Origin of the sequence: Bradyrhizobium diazoefficiens (genome assembly GCF_016616885.1) — a bacterium.
Classification (GTDB): domain Bacteria; phylum Pseudomonadota; class Alphaproteobacteria; order Rhizobiales; family Xanthobacteraceae; genus Bradyrhizobium; species Bradyrhizobium diazoefficiens_F.
On the sequence record NZ_CP067102.1, the window covers coordinates 1,241,369 to 1,265,919 of the forward strand.

Consider the following 24,551-nt stretch of genomic DNA (forward strand, 5'->3'; position numbering starts at 1 on the left):
ATGGGGCGATGCGAACCGCTCCCGATGATGACAAAGGCTATCTGATCCCCTCGGCCACACGCGCAACTTTTCCTCCTGATTTCAGCTTTTTGCTGACTTCTTTTTTGGATTGCGGCACCAGACCCCCAAGTGCCGCTTCGATGTTCCTTACCATCGCCAGCAGTCGCGGTCCAATGTCGTTGATCAAACGCTCTTCCGTGAAACGGAATGCGGGTGCGCCGCAATTGAAGGCGTAGGGTCCGGTTCCGTCGTTGAGCCTGAGCGCGACGCCGGCGGCGCCGATGTCGTCGTGCCAGTCGCCGACGGACATCGCGAAACCGTATTTCGCAACTGTCTCGCCCGAACGCTCCAGTCCGTCGCGCATCTTGGGCCAGCGGCTACCGTAATGTTCGCGCAGGATGCGCGTGACTTCAGCGCGGTTCTCGTCGTCGAGTGCCCAGAAATAGGCGCGGCCCATCGCGCTGGTTGCAATTGGCACGCGAGAGCCGACGTCGAGTTGAACGCCAACCGTCTCGCTGCCGCGGCTCTGCCCGAAATAGATCATGCTATGACGGTCGCGACCGCCGACGGCGACGGCGCCGCCGGTCGCGCGCATCAATTCCTCGCGGAACGGCTCGGACAAATGCCGAACGCCGAGATTGGCCAGCGCGGCGTAGCCAAGCGACATCGCGGCGGGCGTGAGCTGGTACTTTTCGAACCGGGGAACCGGCGCAAGATAGCCAAGCTTGGTCAGTGTGTAGGTCAGCCGGGACACGGTCGGCTTCGGCAGATTGGTGCGGGCCGCAATCTCCTGATTGCCGAGAAGACCATCATTGGGTTGGAATGCGCGCAATACATCCAGTCCGCGGGAAAGCGCGACGACGAAATTCCGATCGGCCGCGGTCTTCTTTCCTGTACGCTTCATCCCTGATCTGCTCTTGCGCGGAGTCGTTGACAAGCCACGTGCTTCAAAATAACCCTGCCGTCAAGATGCGGAATTAAATTCCGCACCGCGAAATCGAACAAAAGTAAATCCCACCAAGGAGGGAAGCCGTGAGCGAAGTGGTCAAGCTTGAGCGTCATGACGAAGTCGGGATCGTCACGGTCAATAGCCCTCCGGTCAATGCGCTGAGTGCCGCAGTCCGCGGTGGTATCCTGGAGTGCATCAAGGCCGCAGTCGCCGATCCCGCGATCAAGGGCATCGTGCTGACTTGCGCCGGGCGCACCTTCATCGCCGGCGCCGACATCACCGAATTCGGCAAGCCGCCGAAGCCGCCGGCGCTCAACGACGTGCTCGCCGAGATCGAAAACTCGCCCAAGCCGGTCGTCGCCGCCATCCATGGCACGGCGCTCGGCGGCGGCCTCGAGGTCGCACTGGCCTGTCATTTCCGCGTCGCCGTCAAAGAGGCAAAGCTCGGCCTGCCCGAAGTGAAGCTCGGCCTGTTGCCGGGCGCCGGCGGTACCCAACGCCTGCCGCGTGCGGTCGGCCCTGAGCTCGCGGTCAAGATGATCGTCGGCGGTGATCCGATCGGTGCGGCCGAAGCGCTGAAGAACGGCCTGATCGAGGAGATCGTCGAAGGCCCGACCTTGGGTGCTGAACTCTTCGTCCGCAAGCTCGTCGCCGAGAAGCGTCCGCTGCGCCGCCTGCGCGACGACGATTCCAAGATCGCGGCGGCCAAGGCCGACCGCTCGATCTTCACCAATGCGGTCGCCGCCATGACCAAGAAGTCGCGCGGCCTGGAAGCACCGTTCGCGGCGGCCGACGCGGTCGGCTACGCCATCGACCTGCCGTTCGACGAAGGTCTGAAGAAGGAGCGCGAGGGTTTCCTCAAGCTCGTCGCCAGCGACCAGTCCAAGGCACAGCGCTATGCCTTCTTCGCCGAGCGCGAAGCCTCCAAGATCGCCGGCGTGCCTGAGGGCACCAAGTCGCGTCCGGTTAACCGTGTTGCCATTCTCGGCGCCGGCACCATGGGCGGCGGCATCGCAATGTCCTTTGCCAATGCCGGCATCCCCGTCACGCTGATCGAGACCGGCGAGGAGCAGCTCAAGCGCGGCATGGGCATCATGCAGAAGAATTGGGAAGCGACCGCCGCGCGCGGCGGCATCCCGGCGGATGCGCCCGCCGAGCGCATGGCGCTGATCAACGGCGTCGTCGGCATCGAGAATGTCGGCGATGCCGACCTCGTCATCGAAGCCGTGTTCGAGACCATGGCGGTGAAGAAGGAAGTGTTCGGCAAGCTCGACCAATACGTCAAGCCGGGCGCCGTGCTCGCCTCCAACACCTCCTATCTCAACATCGACGAGATCGCGAAGGCGACCAAGCGCCCGCAGGACGTGCTCGGCATGCACTTCTTCTCGCCGGCCAACGTCATGAAGCTGTGCGAGATCGTCCGCGCCGACAAGACTGCGCCCGATGCGCTGGTGACCGCCGTAACCATCGCGCGCAAAATTGCAAAAGTGCCGGCCGTGGTCGGCGTCTGCGACGGCTTTGTCGGCAACCGCATGCTGGCGCAGCGTGGCAAGCAGTCCGAGAAGCTGCTGTTCGAAGGCGCGTTGCCGCAGCAGGTCGATGCCGTCGTCACCAAGTTCGGCATGCCGATGGGGCCGTTCGCGATGGGCGACCTCGCCGGCCTCGACATCGGCTGGCGCTCGCGCAAGGACCGCGGCATCAAGTCGGAGATCGCGGACGCGCTCTGCGAAGCCGGCCGCTTCGGCCAGAAGACCGGCAAGGGCTACTACAAGTATGAAGCGGGCTCCCGCGCGCCGATGCCCGATCCGGAGGTCGAGAAGCTGATCGACGAGACGCTGCTCCGTCTCGGCCGCAAGAAGCGCGTCGTCAGCGACGACGAGATCCTCGAGCGCATGATGTATCCGATGATCAATGAGGGTGCGAAGATCCTCGAAGAGGGCATCGCGGCGCGGCCCTCCGACATCGACGTGGTCTGGCTCTACGGCTATGGCTGGCCGATCTATCGCGGCGGCCCGATGTTCTGGGCCGACAGCGTCGGCCTCAAGCACATCGCCGACCGTCTCGCCTTCTACGCCAAGGAGACCAGCGACCCAAGCCTCGAGCCCGCCCCGCTGCTGAAGAAGCTCGCGGCTGAAGGCAAGACGTTCGCGTCGCTCGCTGCGGCGTCGAAGGCGGCGTGATGGAGCTTTGTGCTCCAACTCTCAGTCATTCCGGGGCGCCCGCAGGGCGAACCCGGAATCTCGAGATTCTCAGGTGCGCAATTGCGCACCATAGTTCGATGCTTTGCATCGCCCCGGAATGACGGTCCGTGGTTTAAGGAAGCAATGACCCATCCCGGCGAACAGTTTTACCCCGAGGGCGTGCATTGGGACGACGCCATCGTTCAGGGCACGTTGCCTGACCTGCTCTCGACGGCCGCGGCCAATTACGGCCCGCGGACTGCGCTGGAATTTCGCGATCGTCCCATCACCTATACCGAGCTCGCCGCCATGGCCGAGCGCGCAGCGGCCGCGTTCCTGCGCGCGGGCTGCGGCAAGAACACCTCCGTCGCGCTGTTTCTCGGCAATACGCCCGATCATCCCGTCAATTTCTTCGGCGCGCTGAAGGCGGGCAGCCGCGTCGCGCATCTCTCGCCGCTCGACGGCGAGATCGCGCTGACGCACAAGGTCTCGGACTCCGGCTCGCGCCTGCTGGTGACGTCGAACCTCGCGGCGCTGTTGCCGACCGCGCTGAAATTCCTGGAGAAAGGGCTGATCGATCGCCTCGTCGTCTGCGAGGACGACAGCTGGGGCAAGGTCGGTACGCCGCAGGCGGCGATCCCAAATGATCCCCGCATCGTCACCTTCAAGGCTTTCGTCGAGGGCGCACCGCTGCCGGCGCAATGGCCCACCGTTGCGGTCGATGATGTCGCGCTGTTGCAATATACCGGCGGCACCACCGGTCTGCCGAAAGGCGCCATGCTCACGCACGGCAATCTCACCTCGGCAGTGTCGATCTACGACGTCTGGGGCAAGCCGGGACGCGCGACGCGTGGCGACGTCGTCGAGCGCGTGATCTGCGTGCTGCCGCTGTTCCACATCTATGCGCTCACCGTCGTGCTGCTGTCCTCGCTCCGGCGCGGCAACCTGATCTCGCTGCACCAGCGGTTCGACGTCGAGGCCGTGATGCGCGACATCGAAGTCAAGCGCGCGACCTATTTCCCTGGTGTGCCGACGATGTGGATCGCGATCGCAGCACTTCCCAATCTCGACAAGCGTGACTTCTCCTCGCTCAACGTGATCGGCTCCGGCGGCGCGCCGCTGCCGGTCGAGGTTGCGAGCTTCTTCGAGCGCAAGGTCGGCAAGAAACTGAAGAGCGGCTGGGGCATGACCGAGACCTGCTCGCCCGGCACCGGCCATCCGCCGGTTGGTCCGGACAAGCCCGGCTCGATCGGCCTGATGCTGCCCGGTATCGAGCTCGACGTCGTCTCGCTGGAAGATCCGGCAAAAGTGCTGCCGCCAGGCGAAGTCGGCGAGATCCGCATCAAGGGTCTGAACGTCACCAAGGGCTACTGGAATAAGCCGCCGGGATCCGCGGAGGCCTTCGTCGACGGCCGTTTCCTCACCGGTGACATCGGCTATGTCGACACCGACGGCTATTTCTTCCTGGTCGACCGCAAGAAGGACATGATCATCTCCGGCGGCTTCAACGTCTATCCGCAGATGATCGAGCAGGCGATCTACACTGTTCCAGGCGTGCACGAGGTGATCGTGCTCGGCATTCCCGACCCCTATCGCGGCGAGGCCGCAAAAGCCTTCATCAAGCTGAAGCCGGACGCCAAACCGTTCTCGCTCGACGAACTGCGCGCGCAGCTCACCGGCAAGGTCGGCAAGCACGAATTGCCGGCGGCGGTCGAGTTCGTCGACGACCTGCCGCGCACGCCGGTCGGAAAGCTGTCGCGCCACGAGTTGCGCCAGCGGCAGAAACCATCACAATCCACGCAACCAGGAGGTCGCTCTTGACCGACGCCGTCATCGTTTCCACCGCCCGCACGCCGATCGGCAGGGCCTATCGCGGCATGCTCAACGCCACCGAAGGCGCCACGCTGCTCGGCCACGCCATCGGCGAAGCCGTCGCGCGTGCAAAAGTCGATCCGAAGGAGATCGAGGATGTCGTGATGGGTGCGGCCCTCCAGCAGGGTTCGACCGGCGGCAATATCGCGCGCAAGGCGCTGCTCCGTGCCGGCCTGCCCGTCACCGTCGCCGGCACCACCATCGACCGGCAGTGCGCCTCGGGCCTGCAGGCGATTGCGCTCGCCGCACGCTCGGTGATTTTCGACGGCGTCGAGATCGCGGTCGGCGGTGGCGGCGAGTCGATCTCGCTGGTGCAGAACGACAAGATGAACGGCTTCCACGCCCAGGACCCGGCGCTGCTCAAGATCAAGGGCGAGGTCTACATGCCCATGATCGACACCGCCGAAATCGTCGCCAAGCGTTACGGCATCTCGCGCGAGAAGCAGGACGAATATTCGCTCGAGAGCCAGCGCCGCACCGCCGCCGCCCAGCAGGGCGGCAAGTTCAAAGATGAGCTCGCGCCGATCACCACGCAGATGGCGGTTACTGACAAGGCGACCGGCGAAGTCTCCTTCAAGGAGGTGACGTTGTCGCAGGACGAAGGTCCGCGCCCCGAAACCACCGCTGAGGGCCTTGCCGGCCTCAAGCCCGTGCGCGGCGAAGGCTTCTCCGTCACCGCCGGCAACGCCAGCCAGCTCTCCGACGGCGCCAGCGCCTCCGTGATCATGAGCGACAAGGAAGCGGCCAAGCGTGGCCTCCAGCCGCTCGGCATCTTCCGCGGCTTCGTCTCTGCCGGCTGCGAGCCGGACGAGATGGGCATCGGCCCGGTCTTTGCCGTGCCGCGCCTGCTCAAGCGTCATGGCCTGAAGGTCGACGACATCGGCCTGTGGGAGCTCAACGAGGCCTTCGCGGTGCAGGTGCTCTATTGCCGCGACAAGCTCGGCATCGACCCCGAGAAGATCAACGTCGACGGCGGCGCGATCGCGGTTGGCCATCCCTACGGCATGTCGGGCGCGCGCTTGACCGGCCATGCCTTGATCGAAGGCCGCCGCCGCAAGGCCAAATACGCGGTCGTCACCATGTGCGTCGGCGGCGGCATGGGCGCGGCCGGCTTGTTCGAGGTGTTGCAGTAATTCACAGGAGGATCCGATGGATCTCGCATTCACGAAAGAAGAGCAGGCGTTTCGCGAGGAAGTGCGGTCATTCTTCCGCGACAACGTGCCGCCGGATACGCGGCGCAAGCTGGTCGAGGGCCGTCATCTCTCGAAGGACGAGATGGTGACGTGGTGGCGCATCCTCAACAAGAAGGGCTGGGGCACCAGCCACTGGCCGACGCAATATGGCGGCACGGGATGGAGCTCCGTGCAGCACTACATCTTCAACGAGGAGCTGCAGTCCTATCCGGCGCCGCAGCCGCTCGCCTTCGGCGTCAGCATGGTCGGCCCGGTCATCTACACCTTCGGCAATGAAGAGCAGAAGAAGAAGTACCTGCCGCGCATTGCGAACGTTGACGACTGGTGGTGCCAGGGATTTTCGGAGCCCGGTTCCGGCTCTGACCTTGCCTCGCTCAAGACGAAAGCCGAGCGCAAGGGCGACAAATGGATCATCAACGGCCAGAAGACCTGGACCACGCTCGCCCAGCACGCCGACATGATCTTCTGCCTCTGTCGCACCGACGCGTCCGCCAAGAAGCAGATGGGCATCTCCTTCATCGTGTTCCCGATGAAGTCGAAGGGCGTCACCGTGCGCCCGATCCAGACCATCGACGGCGGCGTCGAGGTCAACGAGGTGTTCTTCGATGACGTCGAGGTGCCCTACGAGAACCTGATCGGCGAGGAGAACAAGGGCTGGGATTACGCAAAATTCCTGCTCGGCAATGAGCGCACCGGCATCGCGCGCGTCGGCGTCTCCAAGGAGCGGCTGCGCCGTATCCGCGATCTCGCCTCCAAGGTCGAATCCGGTGGCAAGCCGATCATCCAGGACGCCGCGTTCCGCGAGAAGCTGGCGGCCTGCGAGATCGAGCTGAAGGCGCTCGAACTGACGCAGCTCCGCGTCGTCGCCGACGAGGGCAAGCACGGCAAGGGCAAGCCCAATCCGGCCTCGTCAGTGCTGAAGATCAAGGGCTCTGAGATCCAGCAGACCACCACCGAGCTGCTCATGGAAGTGATCGGCCCGTTCGCGGCTCCCTACGACGTGCACGGCGATGACGGCTCGAACGAAGCCATGGACTGGACCGCCCAGATCGCGCCGAGCTACTTCAACAACCGCAAGGTCTCGATCTACGGCGGCTCCAACGAGATCCAGCGCAACATTATCGCCAAGGCGGTGCTGGGATTGTGAGTCAACAATGACGGTGTCGTCCTCCGCGAAAGCGGGGGACCCAATACGCCGCGGCGGTCGTGAGTACGACGGATGGCTGCGTTTACTGGATCTCCGCCCCAGTGCGCTATTGCGCACAAGGCGGGGATGACGTCCGAGGGTGAGGCGACGGCAGGGCAATTCCCGCCGATTTGGAGAGAACCATGGATTTTGATTTGACCGAGGAGCAGCGGCTCCTGAAGGACAGCATCGACGGCCTGCTGACCGATTGCTACGATTTCGAGAGCCGCAAGAAGTACATGAAGGAGAAGGGCGGCTGGAGCAAAGCCGTCTGGCTCAAGCTCGCCGAGCAGGGCCTGCTTGGCCTGCCCTTCAGCGAGGCCGATGGCGGCTTCGGCGGCGGCGGCGTCGAGACCATGATCGTGATGGAAGCGCTCGGCAAGGCACTGGTGCTCGAGCCTTATCTCCCAACCGTCGTAGTCGGCGGCGGCTTCCTGCGCCATGCAGCTACCGATGCGCAGAAGGCCGCGCATGTGCCAGGGATCGTCGACGGCAGCAAGACGCTCGCCTTTGCCCAGCTCGAGAAGAACTCGCGCTACGATCTGTTCGACGTCGCCACGACCGCGAAGCAGAAGGGCGACGGCTGGGTGATCGACGGCGAAAAATTCGTCGTGCTCAACGGCGAGAACGCCGATACCCTGATCGTCACCGCCCGCACCAAGGGCACCCGCCGCGATACGACCGGCATCGGCGTGTTACTGGTGCCGACGAATGCCAAGGGCGTGACGAAGAAGTCGTACCCGACGCAGGACGGCCTGCACGCTGCCGACATCACCTTCACCGGTGTCGAGGTGGGCGCGGACGCGGCGATCGGCGACCCCGATGACTCGCTCGCGCTGATCGAGCGTGTGGTCGACGAAGCCCGCGTCGCGCTTTGCGCCGAGGCGGTCGGCCTGATGGATGAATCGCTCAAGACCACAGTCGAGTACATCAAGACGCGCAAGCAATTCGGCGTCGCGATCGGTTCGTTCCAGTCGCTGCAGCATCGCGCCTCCGACATGTTCGTCGCGGCCGAGCAGGCCCGCTCGATGTCGATGTTCGCGACCATGGCGAGCGACTTCACGGACGCCAAGGAGCGCTCCAACGCCATCGCCGCCGCCAAGGTGCAGATCGGCAAGTCGCTGAAGTTCGTCGGCCAGCAGTCGATCCAGCTCCACGGCGGCATCGGCATGACCATGGAGGCGAAGATCGGCCACTACTTCAAGCGCCTGACCATGATCGAGAACACCTTTGGCGACACCGACTACCACCAGCGCCGCGTCGCGGACGCGGGTGGGTTGATCTAGGTTGATCTGACCCCACGACGACTGTCATGCCCAGGCTTGACCGGGGTATCCAGTACTCCGCGGCGGCAGTTCGTTCACGCAACATCCGCCGCGGAGTCCTGGATCGCCCGGTCAAGCCGGGCGATGACACCGAACGAGGGAACTCCAGGCGCTACTCTCCGCGCTACTGGCCGCGCGCGGCCAGCGCGCTTTCGATCGCGCGCACGACGAGCAGGGCCGATCGTTCGTCGAGATGCACGCCGTCAGCCCAGCGCAGTCCGCTCATCGGCGGCTTGATCGGCAGCCAACGCCCGCGATCCGGGAAGGCTTGGTCGACGATCTCCTTGGTCGTCCGGACGAAACGAGATTCCTCGATCTCCGGCGCGAATGGGATGTGGATCAGGAGGGCACGCGTGCCGCGCCGCTGCAGGTCTTCGATGAGCGTCTTGATAAGAGCGACATTTGTGCGCGTCGGCTTGGTCGGGTCTTCCACGTTCATCTGTTCCACTGCACGGTCGAGATAGACCTTGTTGTCGAATGTGCTGGGTGGCTCGCTGAGCAGGCGATCCTGCTGTGCTCGCGCCTGCGCAGGATCGGGCGTGGCGTGATTCCAGGTCTCATACGCTGCGGTTGCCGCGCGTATCGGACGCAGAAACAGCGTTTCTGCGCCCACGCCGCCTGAAAACTTCTCGATCAGCGCGGTGTCCGGCGCGCGCGTGAGAACGTTTGTCTCGATAAGGATGATCTTCGGCAGGCTTCGCCGCTCTGCGAGGATATTCAGGCTGGTCACTGGCGAGCCTCCGGCCAGAGCCAGGTTGCGGACTTGGGGACGCGAGAAATACTCCTCCTTGAGGCGCCACATGACGGAACTGCCGACCAGCACGATGTCCGGTGTCGGCTCCCGCACATAGCGGTTGAGGGTGACGAGGCTGCCGTCACGGGTGGTGACGGCTGGCTGCTGCAGAGCCAGGCCGAGCCTTGCGTTGACCGTATAGCAGGCCAGCAGCATCACCGCCGCGACGCCCGCGCATTTGATCAGCCACGAGAGCATCGAGATTTTCTGCATGGTCAGAACTGGAAATAGATGAAGGCGGCGTCAGGTCCCGCCTCGAGCCAGGCCATCGCCGCCAGCGCGCCATAGAGATACGGCTCCCATCGCCGCAATCTGCCCGCGAGGAGCGCACCGATGCCGAGATGCTGGATCAGGACGGGCAGGGCGTAGAGCAGCGCCATGTTGCGGAACAGCTTTGTCGGGTTGGGGTTGTCGGCCGGCAAAAACATGCCTGAGAGATAGCCGAGCGCGTGATCGAAGTTCGGCAGCTTGAAGAAGATCCACAGCATCGTCACGCAGAAAAACACCACGCCCATGCGGACGACCCGCACCACAGGCCCGGCCTCGCCGAGAAGTTTCAGAAACGGGCGCTCAACGACCAGCAGCAGGCCGTGCAGCATGCCCCACAACGCGTAGCTCAGGCTCGCGCCATGCCAGAGCCCGCCGAGCGTCATCACGATCATCAGATTGAGGCAGGTCCGGGCCGGCCCCTTCCTGTTGCCGCCGAGCGGGATGTAGAGATAGGTCCTGAGCCAGGTGGACAACGAGATGTGCCAGCGGGTCCAGAACTCGGAGAACGAGACCGAGATGTAGGGCAGGTTGAAGTTGACGGGCAGGCGGTAGCCGAACAGCAGGGCGAGGCCGAGCGCGATCGCCGAATAGCCGAAGAAGTCGGCATAGATCTGATAGCTGTACAGGAACACGAGCAGCCAGCGGTCCGGCGTCGCCACCGTCTCGTAGAGCGGATAGTCCATATAGGACGTCATCTCGTTGAGATTGTTCGCGACGTAGAGCTTGAAGAAGAAGCCGGTCAAAACCCATTTGGCGGCCTCGACGAGATCGACGTCGGCGAGGCGTTTGGGCGCGATCTGCGGCATGAACTGGCCCGCGCGGGTGATCGGCCCGGACACCAGCTGCGGGAAGAAGATGATGTAGAGGAATACGTCGCGCAAGCGTGGCGGCTGCTTCTCCCGCGTCAGGTCGACCAGCAGGCTGATATTGTGGAACACGAAAAACGAGATGCCGATCGGCAGCGGCAGCCGCAGCAGCACATCCAGCGGCGTGACGCCGGTCGGGTGAACCGTGCCCAAGTCGATGAACAGCAGCTTGTATTTGAAGAACGCCAGCAGCGCGAGATTGAAGACGATGCCGGCCGGCATCCAGACCGCGCGGTTGTCGAACGCCAGCACCAGGCAGAGATAGGTCCCGAGCACGGCGAGCAGCAGCAGCGGCAGCAGGGCCGGCTGGCCGGAGCCATAGAACACCAGGCTTGCAAGCACCAGCAGCTGAACCTGGAAGCGGCGCAACGGCGGCAGATAATAGGCGCCGAACACCACCGCAACGAAGATGCCGAACTGAAGGGAAGTGAATGTCATGCCGCCCCGGATTGCGCGGTCCGGCATGTAGCATCTTCGCTCCCGCCGTCCTAGTCTTGCGGCCGAGTCTGCTTTCTTCCCCTCTCTCCCTGTGGGTCTCCCTGTGGGCTAGCGTGAGCACACATCTTGGTCGAGGAAGTATCCTTCGGCAATGGCATTGAAGCGTGTGAGGCCGTGGGACATTGTAATTGGCCCTGTGGATCGCTCGCTTTCATAACCTGTCCATCCGCCGAGGCGAGCGATCGTCCAGGCGGCCCAGGCAAGGCTTTGGGGCGGATATGGGTTCTGCTGCTTGATCGTGCGACCTTGGAGTTTGTCCTGGAGCGCTTCGAGGACTTCGATCTGTCTGTCGTCGAAGACGTGACTGGCGGGCTGGTCATGGTGGGGAGCGGCACGTGCGAGCACGAGTTGCATGCTGGTCGTTGCGCCAATCAATGCGATGACGGCGAGTTTTTCCAGAGCCTCACCGTCTTCGGCGACGCTCTCTTCGATCTTCAGTCCCTGGCTCTTCACGGTCCGGAACAGCTGCTCGATGTGCCAGCGCTGCCGATACCAGCCTATGACAGTCAGCGCCTGTGCGGCGGTATCGACGGCATGGGTGGTCAGCAAGCGCCAGTGGACCGGCGTTTCCTTGGCGGGCGGATCGCGCTCGATGACCTCGATGGCGGACAATTCGATCTCCTCCGGGGCATCCCGGTCGGAGCAGGATTGCGGGCGGCGGATTCGGACGCGCCCGAAGCGCACGGTCAGGCGGGCCTGCCGCGCCTGACGCTTTTTGCCAGGCCGCGCCGGCAGATCAAGCGAGTAGCTGTGCCTTTCGGGCAGTTCCGCCATGGCTGCAAACAACGTCCCGCCATCGACCATCGCGCGGTCGCGGCAGGCGCGCGTCAGAAGCTCGGTGCGCCGGTCCGGCAGACGAGCCCATTTCTCGTAGATGTCGCCTTCGCGGTCATCGATCACCGTGACCCGGACGGCCTTGCCCAGCGCCGCCTTGGCGCGTTGAGGACCCTTGAGCCAGCGGTAGGACTCCTTTTCCTCGATCGGCTGCTTGCGATAATCCTTGCTCTTGGCCTTCAAGCGCCGCCAGACCTGGACGTCAAGCAGACCGAGACAATGTCCATGCTCGGCGTCTACCGCCAGCATCGGATGCACGAACAACCCGACATCGCGGCCATTGCCGACGGTGCCAAGGCCGCGTTTGCGTTCGCGCTGGCTCTCATAATTGATTTCGCTGGTATCTTGGATCACCAGCACATGACGATCGGCGCTGGCCTCGGCTACCCGTGCTCTCTGATGCAGCACCATCTTCGAGACTGTGACCCGATCGTTCAGCACAAACCGGCGGAATGCGACTTGCTCGGCACGCGTGTCGCCAAGTTGACGCAGGCAGATCGTCTGCCGATCCGACACGCGCTGCAACAGCCGCGCGCCGTTTTTTTAAGACGCGCGTCGCCAAAATGCCCAAGATTCATCTCCGCCACCGCCTTCTCGTGAGAATCGCGACAGCAGATAAAGAATCACATCGGATTCCCTCCGCTCAAGTCCCAAATGCTTGATAAATCGCGGAAAGATGTGTGCTCACGCTAGCCCTGTGGGAGAGGGTGGCTCGCCGCATAGCGGCGAGACGGGTGAGGGGTTCTATCCGCGTGTCCAACTTTTAGCGAAGGCACGGACAGAACCCCTCATCCGGCGCTTCGCGCCACCTTCTCCCACAAGCAAGGGGAGAAGGAAGGGGCGGCGCGCCCGCGTCCCACCTTGACCTTGCCGCCCTAATCCGCTCCTTTTGGCGCGACACAATGACCCGTCACCGGGGAAACGCTGAGACTACGCCAAGAAAACGCCAAGGTAAGCCTCCATGTCTTTCGTCCTCGCCATCGACCAGGGCACCACCTCTTCGCGCGCGATCGTGTTTCGTGGCGACATCTCGATTGCCGCGCGCGCGCAGCAGGAGTTTCCGCAGCATTTTCCGGCCTCGGGCTGGGTGGAACACGAGCCGGAGGACATCTGGACCTCGACCGTGACGGTCTGCCGCGAGGCGATCGAGAAGGCGGGCATCACCGCCAAGGACATCGCTGCGATCGGCATCACCAACCAGCGCGAGACCACCGTGGTGTGGGATCGCGCCACCGGGCAGGCCGTGCACCGCGCCATCGTCTGGCAGGACCGCCGCACTGCCGACATCTGCGCGAAGCTCAAGCACGAGGGACGTGAGCCCACCATCTCGCAGAAGACCGGCCTGATCATCGATCCCTATTTCTCCGGCACCAAGGTCGCCTGGATCCTCGACCATGTCCCCGGCGCGCGCGCGCGTGCCGCCCGCGGCGAGCTGATGTTCGGCACGGTCGATTGCTATCTGCTCTGGCGCCTCACCGGCGGCAAGGTGCACGCCACCGATGCCACCAACGCCTCGCGCACGCTGCTGTTCAACATCCACACCGGCCAGTGGGACGACGAGCTGCTCGAGATCATCGGCGTGCCGCGCTCGATGCTGCCCGAGGTGAAGGATTCCTCCGCCCGTTTCGGCGAGAGCACGCCGGACCTGTTCGGCGGCGCAATCGCGATCTCCGGCATCGCCGGCGACCAGCAGGCCGCGACCATCGGGCAAGCCTGTTTCCGCCCGGGCATGATGAAGTCGACCTATGGCACCGGTTGTTTTGCGCTGCTCAACACCGGCTCCACGCCTGTGGTGTCGAAGAACAAGCTGCTCACCACCATCGCCTACCAGCTCGACGGCAAACGCACCTACGCGCTCGAAGGCTCGATCTTCGTCGCAGGCTCAGCGGTGCAATGGCTGCGCGACGGCCTCGGCATCATCAAGCACGCCGCTGAAACCGGACCTCTTGCTGATCAGTCAGACTCCATGCAGAGCGTCTATCTGGTGCCGGCCTTCGTCGGCATGGGCGCGCCCTACTGGAATCCCCGCGTCCGCGGCGCGCTGTTCGGCCTTACCCGCAACACGGGGCCTGCCGAGCTCGCCCACGCCGCACTCGAAAGCGTCTGCTACCAGACGTTCGATCTCTGGGCCGCGATGCGCGCGGACTGGCCGAGCTCGGAAATCGCAAGCGTCGTGCTGCGCGTCGACGGCGGCATGACCGCATCGGACTGGACCATGCAGCGCCTCGCCGATCTCCTCGACGCGCCGGTCGACCGTCCCGTGATCCAGGAGACCACGGCGCTGGGTGCGGCCTATCTCGCCGGCCTCAACGCCGGCGTCTATCCCGAGCCGACGAAATTCGCCGACAACTGGCGCCTCGAGCACCGCTTCAAGCCCAACATGAGCCAGGCCACGCGCGACCGGAAGCTCGCCGGCTGGGCCCGCGCGGTGAAGGGTGTGCTGGCAAGCGACGAAGGGGAATAGCGGGCGCGTATCGCGCCCCAATCAACAACAAAGAGAGGACCAACAATGAACACGGATCTCAACCGGGTCATCCAAAAGCTCTGCACCGCGGCGATCTCTGCCGCGCTGCTCACCTCGCCAGCCATCGCGCGCGACAAGCTGAACCCGCTCGGCAGCGCGCGGCAAACCAAAACAGATGTCGCCGGTCTCAACGCCACCGCCCAGATCCTGGTCGATGTTTGGGGCATCCCGCACATCTATGCCGGCAACGAGCACGACCTGTTCTTCCTGCAAGGCTTCAACGCCGCGCGCGACCGGCTCTGGCAAATCGATCTCTGGCGCAAGCGGGGACTCGGCCTGCTCGCCAGGGATTTCGGCCCGGCCTATGCCGAGCAGGACAAGGCGCTGCGGCTATTTCTCTATCGCGGCGACATGAACGCGGAGTGGGCGGCCTACGGCCCCAAGGCGAAGACCTATGCGGACGCCTTCGTCGCCGGCGTCAATGCCTACGTCGCCGACGTGCGCGCAGGCAAGCGGCCGCTGCCGATCGAGTTCAGGATCGCCGGCACCATGCCGGATCCCTGGACCGCGGACGACGTCGTCCGCATCCGCAGCCACGGCCTGACGCGCAACGTCGCTTCTGAAGTGAAGCGCTCGCTGGTTGCCTGCGCCGCCGGCCTCGATGCCGATCGGTTTCGCGTGAAGCTCGAGCCGGCCTGGACCACGAAAATCCCGGATGGACTCGATCCCTGCAGCGTGCCCAAGGCCGTGCTCGCGCCCTATGATCTCGCGACGCGCCCGGTGGCCTTTGCCGCGCCAAAGGACCAGAAGGCCGCACTCGCGCACGATCCCGACAAGTTTCTCACCGAGGCCGACCAGCAGCGCGACACCATCGGCTCCAACAATTGGGTGATCGCGGCCTCGCGCACCGCGACGGGCCGTCCGATCCTCGCCAACGATCCGCATCGCGAGCACAGCGTGCCCTCGCTGCGCTATATCGTCGGGCTCAATGCGCCCGGTATCTCCGTGATCGGCGCCGGCGAACCGGCGCTGCCCGGCATCTCGATCGGCCACAACGGCACCATCGCCTTCGGCCTCACCATCTTCAATGTCGACCAGGAAGACCTCTACGTCTACGAGCTCAATCCGCAAAATCCCAACCAGTATCGCTACGGCAACGGCTGGGAGGACATGCGCATCGTCCACGAGACCGAGCAGGTGAAGGGCGAAGGGAATCGCGACCTCGAGCTGAAATTCACCCGCCACGGACCCGTGATCCTCGTCGACGACGCCAACAACCGCGCCTTCGCGGTGCGCTCGATCTGGTTCGAGCCCGGCACGTCGGCCTATTTCGGCTCGTCGGATTACATGACCGCGAAGGACTGGAACGGCTTCCTCGGCGCCATGCGGCGCTGGGGCGCGCCGTCGGAGAACCAGGTCTATGCCGACACCAAGGGCAATATCGGCTGGGTCGCCGCCGGCAAGACGCCGCGCCGCGTTGGCTATGACGGCCTGATGCCGGTGCCTGGCGACGGTCGCTATGAATGGCAGGGATTCCTGTCGCTCGACGAGCTGCCGAAAGCCTATCAGCCCAAGCAGGGCTTTCTCGCCACCGCAAATCAGATGAACCTGCCGGCCGATTATCCGGTCGCCGAACGCAAGGTCGGCTTCGAATGGGCCGACAGCGCACGCTGGCAGCGCATCACCGAAGTGCTTGCGGCGAACACCAAGGTGACGCTCGCCGACGCCATGGATCTGCAGAACGACGACACCGCGATGCTCGGGCGCCGGCTGGTCAAGCTGTTGCAGCCGCTCACATCCGACGACGCTCATGTGAAGCAGGGCCTCGATCTGCTCAAGCCATGGGACGCACGCGACGCCGCCGATAGTGCTGCGGCCGCCGTGTTCGAGGTGTGGATCGCCAATCATCTCGGCCCGGTGTTGCTGAAGACCACGGCGCCCAAGGCCGTCGACCTGATCGCGCCCGAGGCCTCCAGCATTTCGGGGCTCGTCGCCGCGGTGGAATCGCCAGATGCGTCCTTCGGCGCCGATCCCGCAGCCGCGCGCGACCGGATTTTGCGCGACAGCCTGGGTGCGGCCGTGGCCGATGTCGCGAGCAAGCTCGGTCCTGATCCCTCCACTTGGCGCTGGGGCCGCCTGCATGTCGCCAAATTCGATCACGCGCTGATGCCGCTCGCCGACAAGGCAACCGCGGCGCAATTGTCGGTCGGCCCGCTCGCCTATGGCGGCGCCGCCAACGTGCCGCGCGCCGCCACCTATCGCCGCGCGGACTATCGGCTTTTCTCGGGCGCCTCGTTCCGCATGGTGCTCGACGTCGGCAATTGGGATGCCAGCCGCACCATCAACACGCCCGGCCAATCCGGCGATCCCTTCAGCGGCCACTACCGCGACCTCGCCCCGCTCTGGGCGACGGGTCAGTATGTGCCGCTGCTCTACAGCCTCTCGGCGGTGGAGGCTGCGACTGCGGAAGCGATCACACTGACGCCAAGGTGAGTGGTGCTCTCTCCGTTCCCTCCCCCAGGGGAGGGAACGGAGCACCGCATTGGCCCAACTGAACGAGCCAGCCCCATGATCCTCCCCGACGGTTATTCCGACATCCCCGCCGGCAAGATCGCCGCCGTCGTCACCCATCTCGAAATGACCGCACGCCCCGCTGCTCGCGTCGATCCACCCGGCACGTGGACTCTGCGCAAGGCCGATGCGCCTCCGCTCGACTGGTACCGCGATCTCTTCCGCCGTGTCGGCGAGGACTGGCTGTGGTTCTCGCGGGCGCGCATGAGCGACACCGAGCTCGCCGCGATCATCCGCGCCGCAGGCATCGAGGTCTACGCACTGGTCGTGGACGGTCGCGACGAAGGCCTGCTCGAGCTGGACTTCCGCGAACCCGGCCAGTGCGAGTTGGTCTATTTCGGCGTCACCGCCAGCCTGATCGGCACGGGCGCCGCCCGCTTCCTGATGAACCGCGCGCTGGAGCGCGCTTGGTCACGCGACGACGTGCACCGCGTCTGGGTGCATACCTGCACCTTCGATCATCCATCAGCAGTCGCATTCTATCAGCGCTCAGGCTTTCGTCCGTTCCGCCGGCAGATCGAGGTGGCGGACGATCCGCGCCTCGACGGCACGGCACCCCGCACGGCGGCGCGGCATGTGCCGATCATTGATTAGCGCGCGGCTGCTTCCGCATCGTCATTGCGAGGAGCTCTTGCGACGAAGCAATCCAGGCTGCCTCCTCGGAAAGATTCTGGATTGCTTCGCTTCGCTCGCAATGACGGAGTGTGAGCAATGCCCCACCGCTAGTTATCAAAATTCACCGCCGTCGTATTCGCCCCGCAGATCAGCACCGCGATACGTTCGCCTGCCGACGGACGATAGCGGCCGGAGAGCAACGCAGCGAAAGCCGCTGCGCCGCCGGGCTCGGCGACGAGACGCAGGCGCGACCACAGCGCGGCCTGCGCCTGCCGGATCGCGTCGTCGCTGACGAGGACGACCCGGTCGACATGGGCGCGCGCGATCGGAAACATCAATTCTCCGACGCGCCGCGGTGCGAGGCTGTCGGCGGCGAGGCCGCTGGCCGGTGCGTCGACCGGGGCGCCTGCTTCGAACGCGCTGTGCAGGGTTGGCGAGAGTTCGGGTTCGATGGCTACGATGCGGGTTCTGCCGGCGGTCCACGCCGCGATGCCGCCGATCAGTCCGCCGCCGCCCACAGCCACCAACAGCGTGTCGATGTCAGGGGCGTCCTGCTCCAGCTCCAGTCCGACGCTGCCCTGGCCGAGCAGGGTTTCGATCTGGTCGTAGGCGTGAACGGCCATCGCGCCGGTCCTCGCGACATGCGCTTCGCTGGCCGCAAGCGCATCGGCGTAGCGGTTGCCCGCGATCACGAGCTCGGCGCCACAACCCCTGATCCGCTCGGCCTTGGCGGGCGAGGTGATGTCAGGAACGAAAATCGTGGCGGGAATCCCGAGCCGCTGCGCCGCATAGGCGACCGCCGCGCCGTGATTGCCGCCGGATGCGGCGACGACGCCGGCTTGCGGCACCTGCCGCAGCAGCAGATTGGCAAACGCACCCCGCGCCTTGAACGATCCGGAATGCTGCAGCATTTCGAGCTTGAACGTGACGGGCGCCGGCGGCAGGCCGAAGTCGGCGAGATCGGCCTGGACCAGCGGCGTGCGCCTGATGTGCGGACGGATGACGGCCTCGGTCGCCGCGATCCGCTCCCGATTGATGTCTGATGTCGCTGTGATGATGCCGTCCTTGATAGCGCATCCGGGAGACATTGTCGCGAGCGCCGTTGCATTCGGCGCAATGCTCCATGTCCAGGATTGTCCTTGCGCGGCTACGATCTCATCGTGGAAACTGGTCGGCCCTGTCTTGTCCAACGCCAGAGAAGAGCGAGAGCCATGTTCCTGATCGGCCAATATGATTCCCCCTTCGTCCGCCGCGTCGCGATTGCGCTGCGGCTCTACGGGCTCGCCTTCGAGCACAAGCCGTGGTCGACCTTCGGCGATGCCGACAGAATAGCGCCGTACAATCCGCTGCGCCGGGTGCCGACCCTGGTGCTGGATGACGGCGAGGCGTTGATCGAGAGCACGATCATCCTGGATTATCTCGACGAACTCGTCGGCGCAGACAAGGCGATGCTGCCGCGAACCGGCGTTGATCGGCGGAAGCACCTGCGCATCTGCGCGCTGGCCTCCGGCCTCGGCGACAAGGCGGTCAGCCTGCTCTACGAGCGCGTGCTGCGGAAGGAGCAGCTTGCGCTCTGGGTCGAGCGCTGCCAGGCGCAGATCGGCGACGTGCTCGCCGTGCTGGAAGCCGAGCGCGCCAAGGTGGCAACGCCGTATTGGCTCGGCGACCGCATCGGCCACGCCGACATCGCGGTCGCTTGTGTCACCCGCTTCACCCGCGAGGCGCATCCGCAACTATTCGACACGGCGCGCTATCCAGCGCTCGCAGCCCACGCCGAACGCTGCGAGGCGCTGGCGCCGTTCAAGGAGATCGTGCAGCCACTAGCGCCGCCGAAGGGGTGAGGCCTGCCCCTCCAGGGGAGGATCGGGACCGCGCGTGGGGACGAGAGTTGCTTGATGGGCGAGGCCCGAGAGTGTCAGGCGTGGCACCCGACCATGCATTGATACAGGTGTTTTGCCCGACGGAGCAAGCATTTTTCTGTAAAACAGAAATTATTCAGGTTTTTCAACCCCATCCCTACTGTGCATGGGGTTGTTTTCGCTTTTTGAGTCCGCGGGCGCCTACCCTGCCCCGGCGCGCTTCTTCTGCCAGACCAGATGCACCGCGCAGGTGCAGCCCGGCGGATGCGAGGCGAGGTCCTTCGACGTCTCGTCATTCGCGGGCGTTGCCGCAAAGGCCTTGTCGGCGTCCTCTCGCGACGGGATGTAGTTCAGTACCGGTGCGAGCCAGCGCTCAGTCTCGGCCACACTCATGCCCTTGCGCGCGGCGTAGTCCTCGACCTGGTCGCGCTCGATCTTGCCGACGCCGAAATAATAGCTCTCGGGGTTCGCGAAATAGAGCCCGGAGACCGACGAGCCCGGCCACATCGCAAAGCTCTCCGTCAGCTTCACGCCGGCGGTGGCTTCCGCGTCGAGCAGCTCGAACAGCGTCGCCTTCTCGGTGTGATCAGGCTGCGCGGGATAGCCGGGCGCGGGGCGGATGCCCTGATACTTTTCGAGGATCAGGTCGTCATGTGAAAGCGCCTCGTCCGGCGCATAGGCCCAGAACTCGCGGCGCACGCGGGCATGCATGCGCTCGGCGAACGCTTCGGCCAGGCGGTCGGCCAGAGCCTTGCACAGGATCGAGGAGTAGTCGTCGTTGGCGCTTCTGAAGCGGTCGGCGACCACGTCCTCGCCGATGCCGGCGGTGACCACGAAGCCGCCGACATAGTCAGGCACGCCCGCGGGCGCGATGAAGTCGGCGAGCGCCGCGTTGAAGCGGCCCTCGCGCTTCTCGAGCTGTTGGCGGAGCGTGTGCAGCGTCGCGATGCTCCTGGTGCGGCTCTCATCGGCATAGAGCACGATGTCGTCGCCATCCGCATTGGCCGGCCAGAAGCCGACGGTGGCGCGTGCCCGGAACCATTTTTCCCTGACGATCAGGTCGAGCATCTTGCGTGCGTCGGCATAGAGCGAGCGCGCGACCTCGCCGACCTTGGCGTCCTCGAGAATCGCGGGGAAGCGGCCGGCGAGCTCCCAGGTCTGGAAGAACGGCGTCCAGTCGATATAGGGCACGAGCTCGGCCAGATCGTATTCGTCGAAGCTCCTGGTGCCGAGGAAGGTCGGCTTCACCGGCTTGTTGGCGGCGAAGTCGACCGGCACGCGGTTCTTGCGGGCGTCGGCCAGCTTTAGCCGCTTCTTGTCGGCCTGCGCGCGCAGATGCGCGTCCGAGATCTTGGCGTATTCGGCGCGCACCTCGGCTGCATAGGCCTCGCGCTTCTCCGGCGAGAGCAGCGAGGACGCCACGCCGACGGCACGGCTGGCATCGTTGACATGGACGACCGGGCCGGCGCGATAGCTCGGGTCGATCTTCACCGCCGTATGCACGCGGCTTGTGGTGGCGCCGCCGATCAGCAGCGGCAGCTTCAGCCCTTCGCGCTGCAGCTCGCCGGCGAAGAATGCCATCTCGTCGAGCGAAGGCGTGATCAGGCCGGACAGGCCGACGATGTCCGCCTTCTCCGCCTTCACCGTCTCGACGATCTTGGACGCCGGCACCATCACGCCGAGATCGATCACCTCGTAATTGTTGCACTGGAGCACGATGCCGACGATGTTCTTGCCGATGTCGTGGACGTCGCCCTTCACCGTCGCAAGCACGATCTTGCCGGCGGACGAGGAGCCCTCGGTTCCGATGCCATTGGCGAGGTTGCGAGCCTTCTCTTCCTCCATGAACGGCATCAGCCAGGCCACCGCCTGCTTCATGACGCGGGCGGACTTCACGACCTGTGGGAGGAACATCTTGCCGTCGCCGAAGAGGTCGCCGACCACGTTCATGCCGGCCATCAACGGGCCCTCGATCACGTCGAGCGGGCGCGAGGAGGCCTTGCGGGCTTCTTCGGTGTCCTGCTCGATGAACTCGGTGATGCCATGGACCAGCGAATGCGACAACCGCTTCGCCACCGGCCATTCGCGCCAGGCGAGATCGGCTTCCTTGGTCTGGGTCTTGTTGCCGCGGAATTTCTCCGCGAGCGCCAGCAGCCGTTCGGACGCGCCGGCGTCGCGGTTGAGGATGACGTCCTCGCACACCTGGCGCAGCTCGGGATCGATGTCGTCATAGACGATCATCTGACCGGCATTGACGATGCCCATGTCCATGCCGGCCTTGATGGCGTGATACAGGAACACCGAGTGCATGGCCTCGCGCACCGGCTCGTTGCCGCGGAACGAGAACGACAGATTGGAGACGCCGCCCGAGATGTGCGCGCCCGGCAGGTTTTTGCGGATCCAGCGCGTCGCCTCGATGAAGTCGACGCCGTAATTGTTGTGCTCCTCGATGCCGGTCGCGATCGCGAAAATATTCGGATCGAAGATGATGTCTTCCGGCGGGAAGCCGACGCGGTTGACCAGGATGTCGTAGGCGCGCTTGCAGATATCGGTCTTGCGCGCGAACGTGTCGGCCTGGCCGACCTCGTCGAACGCCATCACCACGACAGCGGCACCATGACGGCGGGCGATCTTGGCTTCGTGGATGAATTTCTCTTCGCCTTCCTTCATCGAGATCGAATTGACGACCGGCTTGCCCTGCACGCATTTCAGGCCGGCTTCGATCACCGAGAACTTTGACGAGTCGACCATCACGGGCACGCGGGCGATGTCGGGTTCGGCGGCGACGAGGTTGAGGAAGGTCACCATCGCGGCTTCCGAATCCAGAAGCCCCTCGTCCATGTTGACGTCGATGATCTGCGCGCCGTTCTCGACCTGGTCGCGCGCGACCTGCAGCGCGGCGGTGTAGTCGCCATTGGTGATCAGCTTGCGGAAGCGCGCCGAGCCCGTAACGTTGGTACGCTCGCCGATATTCACGAAGGGAATCGCATCCGTCAGCACAAACGGCTCGAGGCCGGAGAGCCGCAGCTTCGGCGCGATCTCCGGCACGATGCGCGGCTTGTGCGGGGCAACCGCCGCGGCGATCGCCGCGATATGATCCGGCGTGGTGCCGCAGCAGCCGCCGACGATGTTGACGAGACCGTCGCGGGCGAACTCGCCGACCAGGCGCGCCATGTATTCCGGCGTCTCGTCATACTGGCCGAATTCGTTGGGCAGGCCGGCGTTGGGGTAAGCACAAACAAGCGTGTCGGCGACGCGGCCGATGTCGGCGATGTGCGCGCGCAGGTCTTCTGCGCCGAGCGCGCAGTTGAAGCCGATGGTGACGGGCTTGGCGTGCCGCACCGAATTCCAGAACGCTTCCGGCATCTGGCCCGAGAGCAGGCGGCCGGATTTGTCGGTGATGGTGCCCGACACCATCACCGGCATGTCGATGCCGAGCTCCTCGGTAATCTCGGCGATCGCATAGAGCGCGGCCTTGGCGTTCAGCGTATCAAAAATCGTCTCGACCAAGAGAAGGTCGACGCCGCCGTCGATCAGGCCGCGGATCTGCTCGCCATAGGATTTGCGTAAGTCGTCGAAGGTGACGGCGCGGTAGCCGGGATTGGACACGTCGGGGGAGATCGAGGCGGTGCGGTTGGTGGGGCCGATGGCGCCGGCGACGAAGCGCGGCTTGCCGTCCTCGGCTGCAACGCGCTTGGCAGCATTGCCGGCGAGGCGGGCGCCTTCGCGCGCCATCTCGTAGACGATGTCGGTGAGATCGTAATCGGCCTGCGCGATCGAGGTGGTCGAGAAGGTGTTGGTCGCGACGATATCGGCGCCGGCGCGGAGGTAAGCGGCGTGAATATCCTCGATCGCCTGCGGCTGGGTCAGGATCAGGAGATCGTTGTTGCCACGCAGGTCACGATGGAAATTCTTGAAGCGCTCGCCGCGAAAAGCGGCCTCGTCGAACTGGAGGTTCTGGATCATCGTGCCCATGGCGCCGTCGAGCACGAGAATACGCTCGCGCGCGGCGTTGATCAGGGCGGTTCGCTTGGGCGAGGTGGATACGGTCATGGTGTCTTAGGCCGCCTTCTGCGCGCTCTTGGCGCGAATGCCGAGCAAATGGCTGATCGCGAACACGAGATCGGCGCGGTTCATGGTGTAGAAATGGAAGGTGTCGACGCCGTGCTTGGCGAGCTTCTGCACCTGGCCGGCCACGACGGTTGCGGCCACCAGCTTGCGGGTCTCGGCGTCGTCATCGAGGCCCTCGAATTTCGCGGCGAACCAGTCCGGCACTGTGGTGCCGGCGCGGGTGACGAAGGCTCTCGCCTGCTTGAAATTGTGCATGGGCATGATGCCCGGCACGATCGGGATGTTGATGCCGCGGGCGCGGACGCGGTCGAGATAACGGAAGTAGAGGTCGTTGTCGAAGAAGACCTGGGTAATCGCGCGCGTCGCGCCCGCATCGACTTTGGCCTTAAGCGTATCGATATCGACGTCGAAGTCGCGCGCTTCGGGGTGCTTCTCCGGGTAAGCCGAGACGGACACCTCGATATCGGCGTGCCGCTTCTTGATTCCCGCGACGAGATCGGCCGAGCTTTGATAGCCGTCGGGATGGCTCGCATAGGGCGTGCCGATGCCGCCGGCGGGATCGCCGCGGAGGCCAACGATGTGGCGGACGCCGACTTCGTGATAGCGGTCGACGATCTCGTCGATCTCGCCGCGCGAGGCGCCGACGCAGGTCAGATGCGCGGCCGGCAGCAGCGCAGTCTCTTTCAGGATGCGCGAGATGGTCGAATGGGTGCGTTCGCGGGTCGAACCGCCGGCACCGTAGGTCACCGAGACGAATTTCGGATCGAGCGGGGCCAGCCGGTTGATGGTCTCCCAGAGATTCCGCTCCATATCTTCGGTCTTGGGCGGAAAGAACTCGAAGGAGATCGCAGGCCGCTTTGTGGCGAGGTGCCCGTCTTGCCCATCAGTGTGGGCAGGCGTCGTCAAATCGGTCATGGCACCACTCACTCCAGGAGGCCTGCCTGCCGGCGGCCGGGTCTAGCTTTGGAGAGGCTAAGATAGGGCAAAGGCAGGTTTCTCGACAGC

General features: G+C 64.7%; 16 protein-coding genes. 9 read left to right on the forward strand and 7 right to left on the reverse strand.

The features are described 5' to 3' along the window. Nucleotides 1–37: 37 nt before the first annotated feature. On the reverse strand, nt 38–904 hold the full coding sequence (locus tag JJC00_RS05805) for an IclR family transcriptional regulator (protein ID WP_200471767.1): 867 nt from the start codon (nt 902–904) through the stop codon (nt 38–40). A gap of 128 nt (nt 905–1,032) precedes the next feature. Here JJC00_RS05805 and JJC00_RS05810 point away from each other — a divergent pair, with 128 nt between their 5' ends. From JJC00_RS05810 to pimD, 5 genes are all read left to right on the forward strand, one after another. Continuing rightward, nucleotides 1,033–3,129 carry a 3-hydroxyacyl-CoA dehydrogenase NAD-binding domain-containing protein gene (locus JJC00_RS05810; protein WP_200471768.1) on the forward strand — a complete coding sequence of 699 codons (2,097 nt, stop codon included), beginning with the start codon at nt 1,033–1,035 and terminating at the stop codon, nt 3,127–3,129. A 144-nt stretch (nt 3,130–3,273) separates the two neighbouring features. Further along, a complete protein-coding gene (pimA, locus tag JJC00_RS05815; protein ID WP_200471769.1) occupies nt 3,274–4,950 on the forward strand; it encodes a dicarboxylate--CoA ligase PimA in 1,677 nt (558 codons plus the stop codon). Then, entirely contained in the window at nt 4,947–6,134 is a 1,188-nt protein-coding gene (locus tag JJC00_RS05820) for an acetyl-CoA C-acyltransferase (RefSeq protein ID WP_200471770.1), read from the forward strand. The genes pimA and JJC00_RS05820 overlap by 4 nt, the downstream gene beginning before the upstream one ends. A gap of 16 nt (nt 6,135–6,150) precedes the next feature. After that, on the forward strand, nt 6,151–7,341 hold the full coding sequence (gene pimC / locus JJC00_RS05825) for a pimeloyl-CoA dehydrogenase large subunit (protein WP_200471771.1): 1,191 nt from the start codon (nt 6,151–6,153) through the stop codon (nt 7,339–7,341). A 182-nt stretch (nt 7,342–7,523) separates the two neighbouring features. Beyond that, complete coding sequence (gene pimD / locus JJC00_RS05830; RefSeq protein ID WP_200471772.1) at nt 7,524–8,666, forward strand: pimeloyl-CoA dehydrogenase small subunit; 1,143 nt, start codon at nt 7,524–7,526, stop codon at nt 8,664–8,666. 163 nt (nt 8,667–8,829) lie between these two features. Here the strand turns inward: pimD and JJC00_RS05835 are convergent, their stop codons facing one another. From JJC00_RS05835 to JJC00_RS05845, 3 genes are all read right to left on the reverse strand, one after another. After that, nucleotides 8,830–9,711: a hypothetical protein gene (locus tag JJC00_RS05835; protein WP_200471773.1), complete on the reverse strand. Its 882-nt coding sequence runs from the start codon at nt 9,709–9,711 to the stop codon at nt 8,830–8,832. Between the two features lie 2 nt (nt 9,712–9,713). Beyond that, nucleotides 9,714–11,072: an MBOAT family O-acyltransferase gene (locus JJC00_RS05840; RefSeq protein WP_200471774.1), complete on the reverse strand. Its 1,359-nt coding sequence runs from the start codon at nt 11,070–11,072 to the stop codon at nt 9,714–9,716. A gap of 108 nt (nt 11,073–11,180) precedes the next feature. Next, entirely contained in the window at nt 11,181–12,482 is a 1,302-nt protein-coding gene (locus JJC00_RS05845; protein WP_246774251.1) for an IS4 family transposase, read from the reverse strand. Between the two features lie 445 nt (nt 12,483–12,927). Between JJC00_RS05845 and glpK the strand changes: the two genes are divergently transcribed. From glpK to JJC00_RS05860, 3 genes are all read left to right on the forward strand, one after another. Next, nucleotides 12,928–14,430, forward strand: coding sequence for a glycerol kinase GlpK (gene glpK, locus JJC00_RS05850; protein WP_200471775.1), 1,503 nt, complete (start codon nt 12,928–12,930; stop codon nt 14,428–14,430). 45 nt (nt 14,431–14,475) lie between these two features. After that, entirely contained in the window at nt 14,476–16,923 is a 2,448-nt protein-coding gene (locus JJC00_RS05855; RefSeq protein WP_200471776.1) for a penicillin acylase family protein, read from the forward strand. Nucleotides 16,924–16,998: 75 nt separating this feature from the next. Then, nucleotides 16,999–17,595 carry a GNAT family N-acetyltransferase gene (locus tag JJC00_RS05860; RefSeq protein WP_200471777.1) on the forward strand — a complete coding sequence of 199 codons (597 nt, stop codon included), beginning with the start codon at nt 16,999–17,001 and terminating at the stop codon, nt 17,593–17,595. Between the two features lie 128 nt (nt 17,596–17,723). Here JJC00_RS05860 and JJC00_RS05865 read toward each other — a convergent pair whose 3' ends face one another. Beyond that, entirely contained in the window at nt 17,724–18,704 is a 981-nt protein-coding gene (locus JJC00_RS05865; RefSeq protein WP_200471778.1) for a threonine/serine dehydratase, read from the reverse strand. Between the two features lie 123 nt (nt 18,705–18,827). Between JJC00_RS05865 and JJC00_RS05870 the strand changes: the two genes are divergently transcribed. Then, nucleotides 18,828–19,457 carry a glutathione S-transferase family protein gene (locus JJC00_RS05870; RefSeq protein ID WP_200471779.1) on the forward strand — a complete coding sequence of 210 codons (630 nt, stop codon included), beginning with the start codon at nt 18,828–18,830 and terminating at the stop codon, nt 19,455–19,457. Between the two features lie 219 nt (nt 19,458–19,676). Here JJC00_RS05870 and metH read toward each other — a convergent pair whose 3' ends face one another. Together metH and metF are read right to left on the reverse strand one after the other, a co-directional pair. Further along, on the reverse strand, nt 19,677–23,528 hold the full coding sequence (metH, locus tag JJC00_RS05875) for a methionine synthase (RefSeq protein WP_200471780.1): 3,852 nt from the start codon (nt 23,526–23,528) through the stop codon (nt 19,677–19,679). 6 nt (nt 23,529–23,534) lie between these two features. Further along, on the reverse strand, nt 23,535–24,461 hold the full coding sequence (gene metF, locus JJC00_RS05880; RefSeq protein WP_200471781.1) for a methylenetetrahydrofolate reductase [NAD(P)H]: 927 nt from the start codon (nt 24,459–24,461) through the stop codon (nt 23,535–23,537). Nucleotides 24,462–24,551 lie beyond the last annotated feature (90 nt).